This is a genomic window from Streptomyces sp. (genome assembly GCF_031178505.1).
In the GTDB taxonomy this organism is placed as follows: Bacteria; Actinomycetota; Actinomycetes; order Streptomycetales; family Streptomycetaceae; genus Streptomyces; species Streptomyces gulbargensis.
In genome coordinates this window covers 1-2,746 of the sequence record NZ_JAPSIW010000856.1, presented here as the reverse complement: position 1 = coordinate 2,746, position 2,746 = coordinate 1, and the positions used below count along the sequence as shown (strand labels likewise).

General features: G+C 74.2%; 4 protein-coding genes. 1 reads left to right on the top strand and 3 read right to left on the bottom strand.

Going from position 1 to position 2,746, the window contains the following annotated elements; genetic code table 11:
• The 3 genes from RIF68_RS33500 to hisI form a co-directional block, all read right to left on the bottom strand.
• A partial coding sequence (locus tag RIF68_RS33500; protein WP_309055238.1) for a TIGR02234 family membrane protein occupies positions 1-589 on the bottom strand: 589 nt, incomplete at its 3' end.
• A 26-nt stretch (positions 590-615) separates the two neighbouring features.
• Complete coding sequence (locus tag RIF68_RS33495) at positions 616-2,109, bottom strand: anthranilate synthase component I (RefSeq protein WP_309055237.1); 1,494 nt, start codon at positions 2,107-2,109, stop codon at positions 616-618.
• Between the two features lie 11 nt (positions 2,110-2,120).
• Complete coding sequence (hisI, locus tag RIF68_RS33490; RefSeq protein ID WP_309055236.1) at positions 2,121-2,471, bottom strand: phosphoribosyl-AMP cyclohydrolase; 351 nt, start codon at positions 2,469-2,471, stop codon at positions 2,121-2,123.
• Between the two features lie 84 nt (positions 2,472-2,555).
• On the opposite strand from hisI, the gene RIF68_RS33485 reads away from it, so the two are divergent.
• The coding region (locus tag RIF68_RS33485; RefSeq protein ID WP_309055235.1) for a maleylpyruvate isomerase N-terminal domain-containing protein at positions 2,556-2,746 on the top strand (191 nt) is incomplete at its 3' end.

Here is a 2,746-nt window from a genome sequence, read left to right as displayed (position 1 = left end):
GGTCGGCCGGGCGCGCCGTGCGGGCGGCGCGGGGTCCGGCGGCCCGCTCGTACCGGCCGCCCATCGCCGGCCAGCTGGTGCCGAAGCGCAGCGCGACGATCCCGGCGAGCAGGATGAGGACGGCGCCGCCGGCGGTGACGTACGGCCAGGCGGTGTGGGTGAGGCCGGCCACGGCGGCGGCGGTGTCGCCGCTGATGCGGGCGGCCTCGGCGTCGAGGGCGGCGCGGTCGGAGGCGCCGAGGACCGCCGACAGGGCGGCGCCGGCGCCGCTCAGCGCGAGGAGCGCGGCGACCAGGGTGCGGCCGGCGCGGCGGACGGCGAAGACGGCGACCAGCGCGGCGAGGCCGACGATGGCGAGGGCGGTGGGGACGCCGGTGACGGTGCCGCCCTGGGCCTCCACGGGGACGGTGCCGCCGCCGACGGACGCCGTGCCCTCCGCCCAGATCTGGCCCGAGGAGAGCAGTACGACGGTGGCTCCGAGGGCGCCGAGGAGGAGGGCGGCGGCCAGGCTGCGCCTGCTGCCGCCGGGGGTGACGGCCGCGCGGGCGGCTCGGGGCTGGGGTACGGGTACAGCACTCACGTACCCCACTATCCCTTACGTCCCTCCCGGCCGGTTCAGCCGGTGGTGGTCATCCGGTTGGCGGTGTGGACGGCACGGAGGACGGCGGCGGCCTTGTTGCGGCACTCGTTGTCCTCGGCGAGCGGGTCGGAGTCGGCGACCACACCGGCTCCCGCCTGCACGTATGCCGTGCCGCCGCGCAGCAGGGCGGTACGGATGGCGATGGCGGTGTCGGAGTCGCCGGCGAAGTCCAGGTAGCCGACGCACCCGCCGTACAGACCGCGCCGGGAGGGCTCCAGCTCCTCGATGATCTGCATCGCGCGGGGCTTGGGCGCCCCGGAGAGCGTGCCGGCCGGGAAGCAGGCGGTGAGCACGTCGAAGGCGGTCCTGCCCTCGGCGACCCGGCCGGTCACCGTGGACACGATGTGCATGACGTGGGAGTAGCGCTCGATCGACATGAAGTCGACGACCTCGACGGAGCCGGGCTCGCAGACCCGGCCGAGGTCGTTGCGGCCGAGGTCGACCAGCATGAGGTGCTCGGCGCGCTCCTTGGGGTCGGCGAGCAGCTCCTCGGCGAGGTCGTGGTCCTCCTGCGGGGTGGCGCCGCGGTGGCGGGTGCCGGCGATGGGGTGGAGCATCGCCTGCCCGTCCTCGACCTTCACCAGGGCCTCGGGGCTGGAGCCCACGACGTCGAAGCCGTTCTCGAAGCGGAAGAGGTACATGTACGGGGACGGGTTGGTGGCCCGCAGGACCCGGTAGACGTCCAGGGCGGAGGCGGTGCAGGGGGTCTCGAAGCGCTGGGAGGGCACCACCTGGAAGGCCTCGCCGGCCCGGATGCGCTCCTTGATGTCCTCGACGGCCTCCTGGTAGGCCGGGCCGCCCCAGAGGGCCGAGACCTCCGGCAGCTCGGAGGCGGGCAGGGTGGCGGGGGTGCTCGCGACGGGACGGGCCAGGTCGGCCTCCATCGCGTCCAGGCGGGCGACGGCGTGGGCGTACGCCTCGTCGACGCCGGTCTCCAGGTCGTTGTGGTTGATCGCGTTGGCGATCAGCAGGACCGTGCCGTCCCAGTGGTCCAGGACGGCGAGGTCGCTGGTGAGGAGCATGGTGAGCTCGGGGAGCTCCAGGTCGTCGCGGGCGTGCTCGCCGATGCGCTCCAGGCGGCGCACGATGTCGTAGCCGAGGTAGCCGACCATGCCGCCGGTGAACGGGGGCATGCCGCTCGCGAGGTCGCGCGGCGTGTGCAGGGTCTCGACGGTGGCACGCAGGGCCTGGAGGGGGTCGCCGTCGACGGGGACGCCGACGGGCGGGGTGCCGAGCCAGTGGGCCTCGCCGTCCTTCACCGTGAGGGTGGCGTCGCTGCGGACCCCGATGAAGGAGTAGCGGGACCAGCTGCGGCCGTTCTCCGCGGATTCGAGGAGGAAGGTGCCGGGGCGTTCGGCGGCGAGCTTGCGGTAGAGCCCGACCGGGGTGTCGCCGTCCGCGAGGAGCCTGCGGCTGACGGGGATGACGCGGCGGTCGGCCGCCAGCTTGCGGAAGGTGTCGAGATCCATGGCGCCAGACCCTACTCGGCCGCGAGGAGCACGTCGGTGTCGAAGCAGGTGCGCGTGCCGGTGTGGCAGGCGGCGCCGATCTGGTCGACCTTGACGAGGATCGTGTCGGCGTCGCAGTCCAGCGCGACGGCCTTGACGTGCTGGACGTGGCCGGAGGTGTCGCCCTTGACCCAGTACTCCTGGCGGCTGCGCGACCAGTAGGTGCAGCGGCCGGTGGTGAGGGTGCGGTGGAGGGCCTCGTCGTCCATCCAGCCGAGCATCAGCACCTCGCCGGTGTCGTACTGCTGGGCGATGGCGGGGAGGAGTCCGTCGGGGCTGCGCTTGAGCCGGGCGGCCACGGCCGGGTCGAGATTGCTGCTCATGGCGCCATTGTGCCGTGGCGGGAAGGGGGGTCCGGGACGGTGTCCACTGGGCGGACGGGGCGCGGCGGTCGTACGCTGGCGGGCATGTCGACCCATGCCACACGTGAACGACTTCTGCTCGCCGACCTGTTGGAGGCGGCCGGTCCGGACGCCCCCACGCTCTGCGAAGGCTGGCTGACCCGTGACCTGGCGGCCCATGTCGTGGTGCGGGAGCGCCGGCCGGACGCGGCGGCGGGCTCGCTGGTGCCGGTGCTGCGGGACCGGGCGGAGCGGGT

Bases quoted from the DNA above. Each gene is read 5' to 3' on its own strand.
- hisI (WP_309055236.1), bottom strand. From the start codon at position 2,471: ATGAGCAGCAATCTCGACCCGGCCGTGGCCGCCCGGCTCAAGCGCAGC.
- RIF68_RS33495 (WP_309055237.1), bottom strand. From the start codon at position 2,109: ATGGATCTCGACACCTTCCGCAAGCTGGCGGCCGACCGCCGCGTCATC.